Here is a 15,631-nt window from a genome sequence, read left to right as displayed (position 1 = left end):
TATTGAAACTAGCTCCCAATAAGTTAACCTACTATCAACGAGGTAAGAGGGCTATGCAGCTTGTCACGGCTACGTTTTAGATGTCTTTGTCACCCCCTCAGAGTCCATCCTTGATAAATTGCTTTTGAATATTACGAATTGACTCTAGACGTTCTTGAAACTGGGCAGAATCTTGGAAGTCATATTTGGGTTGGTAAAAGGCAATTGTTTGGAAGTTTTCTTGTTCTTCAAGAGTTTCAAGTTGTGCTTTGAGTGCTGCAATTTTTGTATTTACTTGTTCATATTGATCTCTGAGATCCGATATTTGGGCTTGTCTTAAAGATATGTCAAGATCTAATTTATTAATAAAGGCTTCTTTAGAAACGATGTCATCATATTTGCTATAAATCTGTTTGAGTTGTTTTTGTTCCCGTTCCAAGTTGCCAACACGTTCTTTGAGTTTGTGCTGATTTGTTTGTGATTGCTGGAATTGCTGAAAATAGTAGTAAGTTGCTGCGGCAAACCCAAGGGTTGTAAGCAAAAATAAATAGAGCATGGGGTTAACTTAGGTGTTGGGATTGAAATCTGCTCAGACCGTGTATTTGGTAAAGCTTTAGAGTAATTATTTGATTATAGACTATAAAATAAAGATGATTAACCTATTGAAAAAAATATGGCTGAAACCGCTACCTTACAAATACCAGAAGCATTATACCAACGACTAGCGATCGCCGCAGGAGCAACAAGAGCGATCGCTGGCTAGAAAACTTACTTGATCTGATAAATATAGCCATCATCAACCCGCACTCCATTAACCATATTATTCGTTAATCTTCTACCTGACAAATTGCGATTCCATTGCAATTGTGACTGCCGTAAACCTTCAATTAATTCATGGTTAGGACTGACTGCAATAAGTGAAGTCCAATCAATTTTTAATTCTGGTTGAACATCACGAAACACTGTCAAAATTTCTTTATAAGCTTTCAGAGTCCCTTCGCGATCGCATATCTCTGAAGTTAACATTAAGTGCCAAGACTCAGAATCAGAAGAGTAAATCCAAAGCGCGGAATCAGTCGATAGCCCTGCTAAATTCAGAGCATCAATTAGTCTTTGTCCTTCTTCAAGTTCATAGTTTAATAATGTTGCTGTAGCCATTGAAAAACTCCATAGTCAGGATCGGCAATTGCTGAGTACATATCGTGAGCTTCTTGTTCGGTATATGTTTTATAGCGACTTTCTGGCTTCCAGTGTTCTATAACTAACAACCAATTAGAGCCAAAATTTGGATCACTACGACGAGATGCCAACTCCTTATCAAGTTTAGCATTTTTAACAAGTTTGACTAAATCGTGGGTATGACTATCTATAGCAATTTGTTTGTCAGGAAAATCAAATTCCCTTGTATATTTAGCGATGCAAGCTTTTAAAGCGCATTCAATCACATAACCACTGAGATAGTAAGCTCCAGAATAATGACCATTTTGTAGTAAGACCTCGGCTTCTTGAAGACGAATAAGTGCTAAATTCTGAAAATCTTGTCTATTCAAGGAAATAATCTATCCTCATTAGCTCTTCGTTTTTGGGATATTTTAGTATCCTACAGGGCAAAAAAATCGCCTGTCAATAAAAATATGGCTGAAACAGTTACTTTGCAAATGCCAGAAGCATTGTACCAACGCCTCGCGATCGCCGCAGGAGCAACAAGAGCGATCGCTGGCTAGAAAACTTACTTGATCTGATAAATATAGTCATCATCAACCCGCACTCCATTAACCATATTATTCATTAACCTTCTACCTGACAAATTGCAATGGAATCGCAATTGTGACTGCCGTAAACCTTCACGCTCATATGGGTAAGTAGGTGAAGCCAATTAAACGATCTGACTTAAGCTGTTGCGGCGACAAAGTGTGACTTTTTGATGAAGCATGGCTTTCACCCAAATCCCTATATGAGCGAAATTTTTATGAGAATGCTAGCTTATTGATTTTTGCTAACAGCCAATTTCAATGTCGCAGAATCCTGATTAGTCTCATACATAGATTTTACGAAATATGTCAAAAAGTTAGTAAATTATTAAGCTTTGCAAAGTAAGATGTATTAAGGAAAATAAATAGTCATAAAAAATAGATATCTTAATATTGGTGAAATATGCGGGTTGTGATCGCTGGAGGAGGGTTAGCAGGACTAGCCTGTGCCAAATATTTAGTAGACATGGGGCATCAGCCAATCTTATTGGAGCGCAGTAATGTGCTGGGTGGATTAGTTGCCGCTTGGAAAGATGCCGATGGTGATTGGGTAGAAACGGGGCTGCACAACTTTTTTGGCGCTTATCCGAATATGTTGCAACTGATGGGTGAGTTGAATATTCTTGACCGTTTGCAATGGAAACGCCATGCCCTGATTTTCAACCAGCCTGAAAAACCAGGGGTATTGTCATGGTTTGATGTGCCTGATCTGCCAGCACCCTTTAATATCATCATCTCAATTTTGCGTAACAACGATATGCTCACTTGGAATCAAAAGATCCGCTTTGCGATCGGGCTGATTCCTGCGATCGTGCGGGGCGATAAATATGTTGCATCGATGGATAAATATACCTTTGAGGAATGGCTACAACTGCATGGCATCGGCAAGGATATCACCACCGATATTTTTATTGCTGTTTGTAAATCCCTCAAATTCATTGATCCCGATGTAATTTCCGCCACGATTCCCCTCCGCGCCCTGAACAAGTTTCTTCAGCAAAAGGATGGCTCTAAAATTGCGTACCTCGATGGCGCACCCCCTGAGCGCCTCTGTCAGCCCATCGTTGATTATGTGGTTGCCCGTGGCGGCGAAGTACATACGGGTGTGGCACTCAAAGAGATCGTCACCAATGCCGATGGCAATGTGGAAAAATTGATCGTCCAAGGCACAGATGGCACTCTTAGCCGTGAGATTTACGCCGATGCCTATGTTTCAGCAATGTCGGTAGATGCTTTCAAAAATTACATTCCCGCTAATTGGCAAGCCCTGCCCTATTTCCAACAGCTAGACAACCTCGAAGGCGTGCCTGTTATCAGTGTGCAGCTTTGGTTCGATCGCAAGCTCACCGATATTGACCATACCCTCTTTTCGCGATCGCCATTACTCAGCGTTTACTCAGACATGAGCAACTCCTGCAAAGAATATGCCGATCCCGACAAATCAATGCTAGAGCTGGTCTTTGCCCCTGCTGCCGACTGGATCGATCGCCCCAATAGCGACATTATTGATGCCACCCTCAGCGAACTCGCCAAGCTATTTCCTCAGCATTTACCTAGCCCTGCCAAAGTTTTGAAGTCCCATGTGGTCAAAACTCGTCATTCAATTTATACTGCTACTCCTAACCGCGAACAATTTCGCCCACAACAAATCACACCGATCGCCAATTTCTTTTTGTCAGGTAGCTATACAGCGCAACCCTTTTTTGGCAGTATGGAAGGGGCGGTACTTTCTGGTAAGCTAACAGCACAGGAAATCCACAACGCAAGTCTCAACGCAAGTAAATCTTCTGGAAGTAAAGTCCTTGGTCGAACCTCTAACCAAAACCAGTCAAATCCATCTGTCGTCAGTGCCTAAACCGATGGGAATGCGTCAGCCAGTCAATCTCGAAGAAGCCTACGAGATCTGTCGCTGTATTACGGCTAAGTACGCTAAGACCTTTTACCTTGGCACGATGCTAATGTCAGAGGCAAAGAGGCGAGCGACTTGGGCAATCTATGCTTGGTGTCGCCGCACTGATGAGCTTGTGGATGGTATGCAAGCAGATAGTACCGATGCTGAAACCCTATTTAATTGGGAAAAGCAATTAGAAGCAACCTTTAGAGGCGATCCGATCCATGCCTCCGATATTGCCCTTGCCGATACGGTCAAGCATTATCCCATGCCGATTCAGCCCTTTAAGGACATGATTTCGGGAATGCGGATGGATCTCAAATACGATCGCTACCAAACCTTCGATGATCTGCATCTCTATTGCTATCGCGTTGCAGGAACCGTTGGCTTGATGTCGGCGGCGATCATGGGCTTTGAAACTAAAGATCCTTCGATTATTACCACTGCCACCGAAGCGGCGATCGCCTTAGGAATCGCCATGCAGCTTACAAATATTTTGCGAGATATTGGCGAAGATGCTCAACGGGGCAGAATTTATTTACCCCTTGAGGATTTGCAATATTTTGACTACACCGAAAAGGACTTGCTGAATGGTGTAGTTGATGAGCGTTGGATGGAGTTAATGCGTTTTCAAATTCAGAGAGCGCGGCAGTTCTATCAATATGCTGAGGATGGTATTTCAGCATTATGTCGGGATGCCCGTTGGCCAGTATGGTCATCGCTAATTTTGTATCGCAATATTTTAAAAGTGATCGAAAGAAACAACTACGAAGTATTTAAGCAAAGGGCTTTTGTGCCAACCCCTAACAAAATGCTGGCGCTGCCTTGGGCTTGGCTAAAGTCCCAGACTTCTTAAGTGTTTGAAATTTCTGTAGCGCGGGCATCCTGCCCGCTCTTTCTATGTCTGCATCCTGCCCGCTCTTTCTATGTCTGCATCCTGTCCGCTCTTTCTATGTCTGCATCCTGCCCGCTCTTTCTATGTCTGCATCCTGCCCGCTCTTTCTATGTCTGCATCCTGCCCGCTCTTTTTAGGGCATCCTGGCGCTCTTTTTAGGGCATCCTGTCGCTCTTTTTAGGGCTGCAAGCTTTTCTGGAAAGATTTGTGACGCAATCAGCCTAATTCGAGGCAATTGGCAAGGTCAAAACATAAAACTGGTGGCTTTCACGGTTACTTTCCAATATTTCTAGAGCAGTAGTACCCCCATATTTCTCAAGGATATTCTGGATTTTGGTTAAGCCACTTCCTTGAGCGACTTGATTGTTTTTTCTCGTTGTTTTATTTGCAGCGATCGCCGTATAAAGTTTATCCATTAACAAATTAACTTGCCCCGTCGATAAAGCTAGATTTACTCTCGCAATAGTGATTACGAGACGTTGATTAATTAATCTGGCATTAAAAATGATGTTGCCATAGTTGGCAGTTAGCAAAAGTCGATATAGCAAATTATGTAAAACGTACAGTAAATCTTCAACAATATTATGTTCAGAGGGTTGAGTTATTGCAGTATCAACAAAATCTGAAAATACTAGCTGACAATTTTTCTGATGACATAAATTCAATGCTTCAGAGTGAAACCTTTTGAGTAACTGAGCAATAGAGACTACTTTAGACCCTGAACTAGACTTGGCATCTCTCCCTTGATGATGCTCCTGCAATACTTCACCGATCGCTTTAGCAATTAGCATTCCTTCAGAAATCATTACCTCCAGATTTTGTGAAACCTGCTGCACAGAACGTTTAGTTTTGTCATCAGCAGCGATAATTTTGGGCAGAATCGAAGTCTCTAATTTTTGTTGAGTTACCTTTAAGAAGCCTAACAAAGAAGTCATCGGTATGCGTAGTTTCTGAGTAATTTCTTCGCGATATTTACTAGAGATTAATAGTGATTGGTTTGGACTTATACTATGATTTTGTAGGTTAAGACTAGTTGCATTGTCGTCAATATGAGCAGTAATAATTATGGCAAGCAATTCATATTGGTCTTTGTCTGAGTTTTGGTGGTTTTCTTGATTAGTAATTGTTGAAATATTAATGAGATATGGTTGATCGTAGGGAGGGCAGAATTTAATTTGCTGCACCTGCTCATAACTTAGTTGATTAGGCGATCGCTTGACTAAATCATCTACCAATGCTGATATTTCTGTGGGCAGTATATCTATATAACTGCCACCAATTGCTTCGGTTATTGATATGGATAGTATCTCTGCAAAGTTAGCATTTAAGTCTATTATTAAACCATTTTGATCTAAAAGTATAAATCCCTCAGATGTAATATCAATATATTTATTTAATATGTGAGTATGAACATCTAAACTCTTCCCTTGACTAGAATCAGATGTAAGATAACTTTGCTCAATATATTTAAATTTTGCTAGTAGATGATTTAGGGCGATCGCTAATGTCCCTATTTCATCCTTGCCACCTGTTGGGAATTTAACATCAAGATCCCCTTTCACAATTGCTGCGGCTACATCAGCAACTTCTACAACTAACTGCATTTGATAACGAATTAATAAATAACAAATGGCAGTCATGATCAAAACAATACCATTAGCAATGACGAACATATTCCCAATATTGCGATCGCCTGATGCTAAAGCAGTTTTTTCGGCTACTTCTGAAAGCACGACAATCCCCAAATCTTTAAACTTACCATAACTGCCAAATACATTAACTCCAGTATGGCTTCTGTAACGAGCTGTATTTTTGGTATCTGCAAACCCTTGATTAATTGCTATATTATCTATGAAAGTTGCATCGTTCCTGATTTCCAAAGAATTTTTAATCACAAAAAATCTATTGTCAGGAAATTTACCAACTAAATAGCTATCAAAAAGATTATTGTCTGTCTCTACATTGGCAATTGCAGCATTATCGATAATTTTAGAAAATCTTTCTAACTTACTATTAACTAGCAACTTCCCAATCCTATTTCCTGATTCATCAAATATGGGATTAGCAAAGCTAATAATTGGTTGATCATTTTGGAAATTGAGATAGCCTTTGCCATTGTCATTGGCGCGATCGCTAATATCAATGTTTATCGAGTTTGGCAAATTACCTGATGCAGATTTATTATCTAAATGGAATAAGATCTGATCATTAGCAACAAAGACAACTGAATCCACTTGAGGATAGCTTCCTAAATAATAATTAAACGTGGTGGCTAGATCTAATTGATTGACATCCTTAGAACCACTTCTAGAGCTGTTTTCTATACTGTCCTTTAAATTGTTCTTTAGTAAATTCTGTAACTTTTTTGAAATATCATTTTTGCTGGCGATCGCTGCGGCACTTCCTTGGTTTTCCGTAAGCCAATTTTGCAGCTCAGAGCTTTTTTTAACCCTAGCTAAATCAGCTTTAGCTAAGAAAAACTTGGTCAAAGATTTGCGATAATTCTGATCGGTTGAAAATATTATTAAGATTGCAGTTATTTCTGACATCAAGAAAAAGCCTATTATTATCTTAAATAACAAGCTTCTGTTAAGCTTTCTCTCCAATACTTTAAAATACTTCATGTTTTAAATTTAGATTAGTAATGTAAGGACTTTGAGCGAATTTCCTTGTATTAACTAATTTCGATGTTAATTAACTTTAATTTTTTAGGGATGAGATTACTATAAACCTTTAAACCCAAAATTAATTCAGACATTTGTACTAAGACATTTCTATTACAGCGCTTTGAGTTCAAATCCAAAGCAAAAACTGAGGGTATTGCTTAGTAATATCCTCAGTTTTTTGGTGATTCGTTTAATCAAAAATTGCTGTGATTTACGGCAGAGATTGCCTAATCTTGCTTGTTGATTCCTGTATATATTCCTGTATATATATTTCCATTGACCAACCCCAACCAAGGATCGCTAGCAGGCGTAAGGAACAGTTGATCGTAAACGCGGCGGTTGAGTGCGGTTAAAGCATTAGGACTGTTAGTAAATTCATCATTGGCAAACCAATGGTGGATTTGGGCATGGAATATATACTCATTACGCACCGTGTCTTGAGCGATCGCCCTTTCAAAACTCCTGACCACCATTGGCATAGACGCATTTGCCGATAGTTTACGCTGCATCACACTTAAGCTACCTTGGTCAAGATAGACCCGATTTTGATAGAGACGCGCCAGCCTTGCCCAATCACTATCGCTAAGCTTAGCAAATTGTGAAGATGGATTCGCTTCCGCTAGCGGCTCTATGGCAGTGCGGCTGAGGGTTGGCAACTCCACCATCGCTTTACCAATAGTTAGGCGACTAGCAAGCATGGCACTAGCCACAGGCGGTATCTCCGATGCTGACAATAGCGGTTGATTGGGTAAACGCAATCTCGAAAGATCGGACTGCCAATTTTTTTCTAATTTTGTCAAGCGATCGCGGTGATAATCTGCCAAAACTTTGCGCCGCAGGTTAGCATCCTCGCTGCTCAAAGATCGCATCAAAGCTTCAGCATCCTTGAGGTGAGTCAGAAAAGCCTGTGGACCATATAGCCCTGGGATTGCCTCAATGGGGCGACCATCTTGATCCAATATGTAGTGGATGCTATTACCCGTTAGAGTTTGCTCTAGCTTGCGACCATCACCAAAATCGATCGTCACTTTCGGCACAGGACGCTCGGACTGCCAATGCAAAACAAAGCGATCGCGCAATAGTTGCGATACTGCGGCATTAGGATAAAGCGCGGCGCGGAAAAAGCGACTATTGGCACAACTTAACTCATCGCCCAAATTTCCCAATAGCCGCAACGACAAAATTGGCTTACCAGATTCCTGCGCCGCCACCTTTGCGGTTTCTAGATCCCGATGCCAATACAACCGAGAAGCGTCACAATCCTTTTGCTGACAGATTGCATCAAGGATAGCCCTTAGCTGCGGATTGTTGGGCAAGTCACGGCGATGGGTTAGCCAAAATGCTTCCACACCAGCATCCTTAAATTCGCGCAACTTGGCGATCGCCCCCTGTGATGTTGGCTGATCTTGAGATGTAGCTTGTTGTACCAAACGCGCTAAATCATTTTGTGCTGATACTTGTCCTGACGTTATTTCTGCGGCTGACATTGCTTGAGGCAAAGCGATCGCCCCCCATGCTCCCCAAAACAACGCCGCAAAACAGGAAATTGACAAAAAGTTACGGCTAAAGATCATAAAAGTTTACCTAAAGTTTTCCTGTGGGGCTAATCCATTGCCGCCGATAGACGAATTATGCAGTTAACTTGTTCCCCATACCTCCCAGAATATATGGGTTATCACCAAAGTAAACTTACATTTTTGATCTTTGTGTTCTTTCTTTACTTGCAACGATCCCCTCAAAGATAGACAATATTGGCATTCAGAAAAGTATTTAAGTAAAAAGCCAAGATAATCCAAATAAAATATGAAAAACGTACTGGCTATCATTCTAGGCGGCGGACAAGGCTCTCGACTATATCCCCTCACCAAAACCCGTGCAAAACCCGCCGTACCCGTTGCAGGTAAATACCGACTGATTGATATTCCAGTAAGTAACTGCATCAATTCGGGCATCGAAAAAATTTACATCCTCACCCAATTCAACTCCGCATCGCTCAACCGCCACGTTAACCAAGCCTATCGCCCCGCGTCCTACTCCGATGGCTTCGTGGAAATATTGGCGGCTCAACAAACCCCCGACAGCCCAGAATGGTTTCAGGGAACTGCCGATGCTGTGCGCCGCTATGCTTGGCTTTTGGAATCATGGGATGTCAGCGAATACCTGATCCTTTCAGGAGATCAGCTATACAGCATGGATTACGAAAAATTCGTTAAACATCATCGCGACACAGGGGCAGACATTACGCTGTCCGTCCTACCCGTTGATCAAAAGAAAGCCACTGCTTTTGGACTACTCAAAACCGATGAAAATGGCAGAATCGTCAAGTTTCTAGAAAAGCCCAAGGGTGAAGCCCTTGAAGAAATGCGGGTTGATACAACTAAGTTGGGGCTAAGTTCCGAAGAAGCTAAGTTTAGCCCCTTCATCGCCTCCATGGGTATCTATGTATTCAATAAAAAGGCGATGATGAAGTTATTAGCTGACAATCCTGATCACACGGATTTTGGCAAGGAGATCATCCCCAATGCCATCAACAGCCTCAATGTACAGGCTTACCTATTCTCAGATTATTGGGAAGACATCGGTACAATTGAGTCCTTCTATCAAGCCAATCTTGATCTAACCCGCCATCCCAATGCAGCTTTTAGTTTCTATGAAACCAAAAAGCCTATTTACACCCGCGCCCGCTACTTGCCGCCCAGTAAAGTCCATGACTGCAAGATCAAGGATTCGATCATTGGGGAGGGCTGCATTCTCGATCAGGCAACGGTGAATAATTCGGTGGTCGGAATTCGGATGCACATTGACGCTAACTGCATTATTGAAGACACGCTTTTGATGGGTTGCGATTTCTATCAGCCCCAAGAGGATCGTGCTGCGGATCTAGAGAATGACCGTGTACCAATGGGCATTGGCGCAAATACAGTAATTCGTCATGCGATCATTGATAAAAATGCTCACATTGGCAAGAACGTACAGATCATTAATAAGGATCGAATTCAAGATGTAAATCGCGAAGATCAAGGCTATTGCATCTGCAATGGGATTGTGGTGGTAGTGAAAAATGCGGTGATCCCTGACAACACAATTATTTAAGAATTATTTAACTAGGGTAAACAGTCATCTCTGCATCTTTATCCGTTTACAGGATGAGTGACGCTGCGGAAACGTGAGCCAAAACTAGAAGCAGTCCCGATCGCTTAGTGATCGGGACTGCTTCTAGTTTTATACCAAATAAAGAAATGGCGTAGCCATTTCTTTATTTGAAAACCCATACTGGGTAATGCCTCAATAAGTTGTTCTATTGTCCATTGATTTGGGCGATCGCCAACTTAGCCAAGATCCTGATTACTTCTTGCTCATCATGCAGCAGTGGTTCTAGGGATTTAACTACTGTATAGTTACCCACCTTGCCGAGGGAATTGATCGCTGCTTTCCTCACATCGAGATCTGTATCTTGAAGTGCCAAAATTAAATGGGCGATCGCCGCAGGATAGTCTACCTGACCCAAACCAACTGCCGCTTCAGTGCGAATCGTGGGTTCAGGATCGGTAAGTGCCGTAATGAGCGTATTACAGGATTTGTCATCACCCTGCTCCTGTGCCACATGGCCGATCGCCCCAATTACGGCACAGCGCACATCTAAGCAATCTGAATTCAGCGCCTTATACAGATGCTCTGAAGCCTCAGCACCAATAAACGCCAAAGCCCAAGCTGCATGACCCTTCGTTTCTTGAGGATGCTCTGAAGATGCCAAAATTTCTAACAACGCAGTAACAGAAGCCTCACCTGTCCTCGCCAAAGCACCTGCCGATGAGCTTCTCACCACCATATCAGGATCATTGAGAAAGGCATATATCAAACTGGGTACTGCCTTAGGATCAGAAATAATCGTAAGGGTTTTAGCGGCAGCACGGCGCAACACGACATTTTCATGATGTAGCAGTGCCTCAATGAGGTAGGAGGTAGCGGGTTCACCAATTTCACCGATGGTCTCAGCAAATCTTAGTCGTATTAGTCCACGAGGATCGCCTAGTCCATCGATTAGCCCGCGCATCAATTGCTGATCACCGAAGTCAAAAGTACCTAGGGATATTTGATCATTGACCTGTTCGATCAAAATATCATTGGCTGATTGAAGATCTGCTTGCGTGTCAATAACTGAATTTTCCATCTATTTAAGACTCTGGCGCTGGCGGAGGGATTGCAAAGTGGTATCAATTTTGGCTAGATTTGGCTCTAATCTAGCAAGGGCTTGGGTTTTCATGATTTTAGCGCGTTGCGCCATTGCCAAGGTTTCATTAACAATTCTTTCGCGATATTGTTCTAAATCGGCAATCATCTCGGCTATTTCTTCGGGACTTGCCTGATCAAGGGCAGTGAGTTCGGGGACATCAAACATAGTAAGTTAATTGGTAAATTACTTTTAAAGATTTTATTAATAAATTTATTGTATTTATTTCCTAAAGTATTATGTATCATCGGATGTTACTCATACTCCAGAACTACTTGATTTTCTCAGAAAAAGTAACAGGTGCATAATCTGAGGTGTAAATGGTGGGGCTTCCAACAATTTTTTTCGAAAAATTAATTACGACTGCATTCAATAAAGTATAAATGAAGTGTTAAATAAAGACTTGCTGTGGCAGGTTAAAGCTATGCGCCGTAAAGATTAGCTACATAGGAGCTATAGCCATTATATATTTGCGTGGCAAAGCGATCGCCTGTACCCAGCATTCTTTCACTAGCCTGCGACCAACGGGGATGGGGAATATTGGGGTTGACATTAGCGAGAAAATCATATTCTTCGGGGATGCGCGTATTCCAAAAGGTGGCGGGTTGGCGATCGGTAAATTCTATCTGCACAATTGATTTAATACTTTTGTATCCATATTTCCAAGGCAACACTAGACGAATAGGCGCACCATGCTGTTTGGGAAGTTCATGCCCATAGATGCCCACCGCCATAAATGTTAGTTCGTTCATTGCTTCTTTGATCGTTAAGCCTTCGGTGTAGGGCCAAGGCTCACTTTGCAAAATTTGCCGCCTTGCTTGATCGGGGCGGAAAAAGGTAGTGAATTTTAAATGGGTGGCATTGGCTTTGGGCTCGACTAAATTAATCAATTGTTTGAGAGGAAATCCGAGCCAAGGTACTGCCATTGCCCAAGCTTCCACACAACGATGGCGATAGAGTCGTTCTTCGATGGGCATTTTGGCGATTAAATCTTCGATCGCCAGTTTTTGGGGTTTGGCAACTAAACCCGATATTTCCAATGTCCAAGGATGGGGCTTAAACTTACCCACCTTTTCCCAAACATCTTTACTACTACTAAATTCATAGAAATTCGTATAAACAGCAGCGCTCAGTTCATCGGTAAGGGGGCGATCGAGGGTAAAAGCAAGATTTTGAGAAGCAGCGATCGCTCTTAAATTACTATCCTGTAGTTGCTGTTTTACCAGTGTTTTTTTCTCTTCTATTGACTGGCAGCCAACCAACAAACCCATGATACTCAAACTGCCTAGTCCCGCCTTTTTGAGAAATCGCCGCCGATTCAAATAAACTGATTCCGAAGTTGCCTGACTTTCAGAAATATGCCAATCGGGTAGAATCTTGATTAAAGTCATATATTCAGTATTTGAGATAGTGAAAAGCCTTAAAAACATTGTTTTACGATGCTTTTAAGGCTTTGGTTAGAACTTTACTTGAACTTAGGACAGGGTTTGGAAATTAACCGCCAATATTTAGGGTGGCTCTAGAGGGATCGTAGGGTTCTAATTCTACTTTTACAGGGGAAACATCCCAGATCTCATCACAATATTCTTTAATGGTGCGATCGGAAGAGAACTTACCAGAACGCGCCACATTGAGAATACTCATAGTTGTCCAGCGCTCCTTGTCTTGGTAAGCAAGGCTCACCTTTTCTTGGCAATCAGCATAGGCTTGATAGTCAGCCAACAGCATATATTCGTCATGGTACATCAATGAATCCACGAGCGGCTTAAACAAGTCTTTATCTCCTGGGGAGAAATAGCCCATGCCTAAGCGATCAAGAACTTGGCGCAATTCATCATTGGTGTTGTAATAATCCATAGGATTGTAGCCGTCAGCCTTGAGCTTCTGCACTTCTGGCGTGGTCAAGCCAAACAGGAAGAAATTCTCATCACCAACCTCCTCACGAATTTCGATGTTTGCACCATCAAGAGTACCGATGGTTAAGGCTCCATTCATCGTGAACTTCATGTTGCCTGTGCCAGATGCCTCTTTGCCTGCGGTGGAAATTTGTTCAGACAGGTCGGCGGCAGGGTAAATCAATTGTCCGAGAGAGGCGCAGAAATTAGCTAAGAAAACCACCTTGATCCGTCCTTGGACATCAGGATCGCGGTTAACCACATCGGCAACAGCATTGACAGCTCTGATGATGAGCTTTGCCATGTAGTAACCAGGGGCGGCTTTGCCCCCAAAAATGAAAGTACGGGGGGTAATTTGCATTTTGGGATTTTGCTTGATCCGCAGATACAAGCCAATAATGTGCAGTAAATCTAAATGCTGACGCTTATATTCATGGATGCGCTTGACCTGAATATCAAAGATCGAATTAACATCGACTTCCACACAGTTGTGAGCAAGGATATAGTCAGCAAGTTTCTGTTTGTTGGCTTGCTTGACCTTTTGCCAGCGATCGCGGAAGTCTTGATCATCGATAAAGGCTTCCAGTTTTCGCAATTCATCAAGATGCTTCAGCCAAGTATCACCGATCTTCTCGGTAATCAAATTGGAGAGGGCAGGGTTAGCCAACAAGACCCAACGACGAGGGGTGACACCATTGGTTTTATTGCAGAACTTCTCTGGCGATAATTTATAAAAATCCTTCAGAACATCTTCTTTGAGTAGTTCCGAATGCAATGCCGCAACACCATTGACAGCATGGCTACCAATGGTGGCAAGATTTGCCATACGGACTTTCTTGTTGCCACCTTCTTCGATGATTGATAGGCGAGATAGCAAGCTTTCATCGTCAGGAAACCAAGTTTGCACATCTTGCAAAAAGCGATGATTGATTTCGTAAATGATTTCTAAGTGACGGGGCAGCAGGCTCTCAAATAGCGATACTTCCCATTTTTCGAGGGCTTCGGGGAGCAGAGTGTGGTTGGTGTAGGCAAAGACACGCTGGGTAATCCGCCATGCTTCATCCCAAAACATACCATGCTCATCAACCAATAGACGCATTAGTTCCGCGATGCTGATGGCAGGATGGGTATCATTTAACTGAATTGCCGCATGATCGGGAAGATTATCAAGGCGGTTATATTTCTTGAGGTGACGACGGATGATGTCTTGCAATGAGCAGGATACAAAGAAGAATTGTTGCTCTAGGCGCAATTGCCGCCCTTGGGGGGTGTTGTCGTTGGGATAGAGAACTTTGGAAATGGTTTCCGATTTGATTTTGGTGGCAACCGCGCCATCATAGTCGCCAGAGTTGAAGGCTTGGAAGTTAAAGTCTTCACCTGCTTCTGCTTTCCAGAGGCGCAATGTATTTACGGTGTTGGTTTGATATCCAGGAACGGGGGTATCATGGGGGACTCCCTCTACAGTGAAACTGGGAATCCAACGGGTGTGGGGACGACCGTGATCATCGTTATAGATTTCGGTATGTCCGCCAAACTTGACTTGAACTGTTGATTCGTAGCGGACGACTTCCCAAGGGTTGCCACAACGTAGCCACTTATCAGGGATTTCTACCTGCCAGCCATGTTGAATGGATTGATTGAAAATGCCAAATTCATAGCGAATCCCGTAACCCATTGCAGGAATTTCGAGGGTGGCGAGGGAGTCGAGAAAACAGGCGGCGAGACGACCAAGACCACCATTGCCCAGTCCGGGATCTGGCTCCTGTTCTAATAGTTCTGTGAGATCCAGTCCTGACTCTTTGACAGCTTGGGCGATCGCTTCGTATAGGTCAAGGTTAATTAGAGCGTTGCCCAAGTGTCGCCCCATCAAGAATTCGGCGGAGAGATAATAGACGGTCTTGATGTCCTGTTCGTGATAAACCTTAAGGGTTTGCAGCCAACGTTGCAATAGGCGATCGCGTGTGGTGTACGACAGTGCCATGTAGTAGTCGGTGAAGTTGGCAACGGATGCGAGTTTGCCTTGAATGTAGAACAGGTTATCGGCAAAGGCTCGCTTGAGGGTTTCGATACTTAAACCTGTGCGATCGTCTTCTACCGTAATATTGCTGGTTTGAGGAGCAACATTTGTTTGCATAGAATTATTCCTGAATGGTTACTTGGTCTGGATGCTGTTCTGCTGACCCTAAGGCGAAGGGTAATGCCCCTAAACTATATCCAAGCATAAACTTTTGGATATTAGGCATTTGTTAAACGATACTTTATGTTTAGCATAGCTATATTCAAGATCCCATGACATTACATCACTGCAAACCCAAAGACTAGT

At 42.6% G+C, this 15,631-nt stretch carries 12 protein-coding genes; 3 read left to right on the top strand and 9 right to left on the bottom strand.

Features of this window, described 5'->3' with window-relative positions; all coding sequences use genetic code 11:
* Positions 1–97: 97 nt before the first annotated feature.
* From H6F44_RS19400 to H6F44_RS19390, 3 genes are all read right to left on the bottom strand, one after another.
* Entirely contained in the window at positions 98–535 is a 438-nt protein-coding gene (locus tag H6F44_RS19400) for a kinetochore Spc7 family protein (RefSeq protein WP_190352674.1), read from the bottom strand.
* A 212-nt stretch (positions 536–747) separates the two neighbouring features.
* Positions 748–1,137, bottom strand: coding sequence for a hypothetical protein (locus H6F44_RS19395; RefSeq protein ID WP_190352673.1), 390 nt, complete (start codon positions 1,135–1,137; stop codon positions 748–750).
* Complete coding sequence (locus tag H6F44_RS19390) at positions 1,116–1,529, bottom strand: HEPN domain-containing protein (RefSeq protein WP_190352672.1); 414 nt, start codon at positions 1,527–1,529, stop codon at positions 1,116–1,118. Before H6F44_RS19390 ends, H6F44_RS19395 begins: the two co-directional genes overlap by 22 nt.
* Before the next feature lie 604 nt (positions 1,530–2,133).
* Between H6F44_RS19390 and pds the strand changes: the two genes are divergently transcribed.
* Together pds and H6F44_RS19380 are read left to right on the top strand one after the other, a co-directional pair.
* Positions 2,134–3,585, top strand: coding sequence for a 15-cis-phytoene desaturase (gene pds, locus H6F44_RS19385; RefSeq protein ID WP_190352671.1), 1,452 nt, complete (start codon positions 2,134–2,136; stop codon positions 3,583–3,585).
* Positions 3,586–3,589: 4 nt separating this feature from the next.
* Positions 3,590–4,477 carry a phytoene synthase gene (locus H6F44_RS19380; protein WP_190352675.1) on the top strand — a complete coding sequence of 296 codons (888 nt, stop codon included), beginning with the start codon at positions 3,590–3,592 and terminating at the stop codon, positions 4,475–4,477.
* A 260-nt stretch (positions 4,478–4,737) separates the two neighbouring features.
* On the opposite strand, the gene H6F44_RS19375 is transcribed toward H6F44_RS19380, so the two are convergent.
* Together H6F44_RS19375 and H6F44_RS19370 are read right to left on the bottom strand one after the other, a co-directional pair.
* Entirely contained in the window at positions 4,738–7,065 is a 2,328-nt protein-coding gene (locus H6F44_RS19375) for a sensor histidine kinase (protein WP_190352670.1), read from the bottom strand.
* Positions 7,066–7,409: 344 nt separating this feature from the next.
* Positions 7,410–8,756, bottom strand: coding sequence for a thioredoxin domain-containing protein (locus H6F44_RS19370; RefSeq protein WP_190352669.1), 1,347 nt, complete (start codon positions 8,754–8,756; stop codon positions 7,410–7,412).
* Positions 8,757–8,985: 229 nt separating this feature from the next.
* On the opposite strand from H6F44_RS19370, the gene H6F44_RS19365 reads away from it, so the two are divergent.
* Positions 8,986–10,275 carry a glucose-1-phosphate adenylyltransferase gene (locus tag H6F44_RS19365; protein WP_190352668.1) on the top strand — a complete coding sequence of 430 codons (1,290 nt, stop codon included), beginning with the start codon at positions 8,986–8,988 and terminating at the stop codon, positions 10,273–10,275.
* Positions 10,276–10,480: 205 nt separating this feature from the next.
* On the opposite strand, the gene H6F44_RS19360 is transcribed toward H6F44_RS19365, so the two are convergent.
* The 4 genes from H6F44_RS19360 to H6F44_RS19345 form a co-directional block, all read right to left on the bottom strand.
* Positions 10,481–11,353, bottom strand: a complete 873-nt coding sequence (locus tag H6F44_RS19360; protein ID WP_190352667.1) for a HEAT repeat domain-containing protein — start codon at positions 11,351–11,353, stop codon at positions 10,481–10,483.
* Positions 11,354–11,581 (bottom strand): hypothetical protein, encoded by a 228-nt coding sequence (locus H6F44_RS19355; RefSeq protein ID WP_190352666.1) that lies wholly within the window; start codon positions 11,579–11,581, stop codon positions 11,354–11,356.
* Positions 11,582–11,835: 254 nt separating this feature from the next.
* Positions 11,836–12,804: a protein-methionine-sulfoxide reductase catalytic subunit MsrP gene (gene msrP, locus H6F44_RS19350; RefSeq protein WP_190352665.1), complete on the bottom strand. Its 969-nt coding sequence runs from the start codon at positions 12,802–12,804 to the stop codon at positions 11,836–11,838.
* 103 nt (positions 12,805–12,907) lie between these two features.
* Positions 12,908–15,442, bottom strand: a complete 2,535-nt coding sequence (locus tag H6F44_RS19345) for a glycogen/starch/alpha-glucan phosphorylase (protein WP_190352664.1) — start codon at positions 15,440–15,442, stop codon at positions 12,908–12,910.
* Positions 15,443–15,631: the final 189 nt, after the last annotated feature.

The organism is Pseudanabaena cinerea FACHB-1277, from assembly GCF_014696345.1.
Taxonomy (GTDB): Bacteria; Cyanobacteriota; Cyanobacteriia; order Pseudanabaenales; family Pseudanabaenaceae; genus Pseudanabaena; species Pseudanabaena cinerea.
Note: the sequence above shows the minus strand (reverse complement) of the source record. Positions and strands in the feature narration are given on the sequence as shown.